The sequence below is a fragment of the Bradyrhizobium sp. USDA3010 genome, from assembly GCF_056429065.1.
In genome coordinates this window covers 1-1,144 of the sequence record NZ_JBWJZD010000125.1, presented here as the reverse complement: position 1 = coordinate 1,144, position 1,144 = coordinate 1, and the positions used below count along the sequence as shown (strand labels likewise).

Sequence of the window (1,144 nt, the reverse complement as noted above, 5' to 3'; positions counted from 1 at the left end):
GCACCTCAGCGACTGTGTTCTTGGTCAAGCGGGTTGCCATGGTTTTTGGTCCCTGAGCATGGCGTTGAGGGTTGTAAGGACTTTGCGCGCAACGGCGATGAGGGCGACCATCTTGGGCTTTCCAGCGGTCACCAGGCGCCGGTAGAAGACCTTGAGCTGCGGATGGTATCGGCTGGCCGACAGAGCGGCCATGTAGAGCCCGGCACGCAGCTTGGCTCTTCCGCCGCCGATCATGCTCTTGCCCTTCCAGCGGCCCGACTGGCGGGTGAACGGGGCAAGACCGGCGAGGCTCGCAATCTGGCGCCGATTGAGCGCGCCGAGCTCCGGCACCTCGGCGAGGAAGGTCCGCGCGAGGGTGTTGCTCACACCAGGAAAGCTGACCAGCAACTCCTCCTTGGCGCGCCAGACTGGCGAGCCGCGCACCAGCGTGTCGATGTCGTTGTCGATCTCCGGCAGCTCCTTCTCGAGGACCTTGATATGGCGGGCAAGGCTCTTGCGGACGCGGACGTTCTCGGCGCGCTTCTCGCGCTGACGCTCGGCAACGATCATCTCGATGATCTGCCGTCGGCGGCTGACCAGTTCAGCCAGCAGCCGAGCTTCCTGATCCGGCATGGCACGTGGCTGCGGCTTCACGGCCTCGACGAACCGCGCGATCACCGCCGCGTCGATCGGGTCCGTCTTGGCACGCTGACCAACCGCTTGCGCGAAGTGCCGGATTTGGGCCGGGTTGACCACCACCAGCGGCAGCTGGGCGCCGGCCAGCGCAGCAGCAACGATCGTCTCGAAGCCGCCAGTTGCCTCTACCGCAATCAGCACCGGCGAGATCGCCTGCAAGCGCGCAACGAGCTCTTCCAAGCCTTTGCCGTCACGCGCCACGGCAAAGGCTTCCTCGCCCGGACGGACATGCACGTCCAACCGGTCCTTCGACACATCAATGCCAACATAGATCGTTTCCATCTGCACCCCTCCTTGCGCAATCGGGCTCGCCAGGCGGCCCTCGCGACTGTTCGGGTTCAATGGAACAACGGACGGGGCGCCGCGCTGAGGTTCGGGCTTCGATGCCCTGGGATGAAGCGGTCTCCCGTCCGTCACCGCGCCGGCCATTCTAGCCGATCCGGCGATTCGAGACTTACAAGGATGACGG

The 1,144-nt window shown here is 65.0% G+C and carries 1 protein-coding gene; it reads right to left on the bottom strand.

Translation table 11 applies throughout. The annotated features are described in order from the left end of the window. Positions 1 to 24 precede the first annotated feature (24 nt). The gene (locus tag AC066Y_RS43225; protein ID WP_478279135.1) at positions 25 to 957 is read right to left on the bottom strand and encodes an IS110 family RNA-guided transposase; all 933 of its coding nucleotides are present in this window, start codon (positions 955 to 957) and stop codon (positions 25 to 27) included. Positions 958 to 1,144: the final 187 nt, after the last annotated feature.

What these genes read in the sequence shown, in the direction of transcription:
- AC066Y_RS43225 (WP_478279135.1), bottom strand. Translation starts at nt 957, where the DNA reads ATGGAAACGATCTATGTTGGCATTGATGTGTCGAAGGACCGGTTGGAC.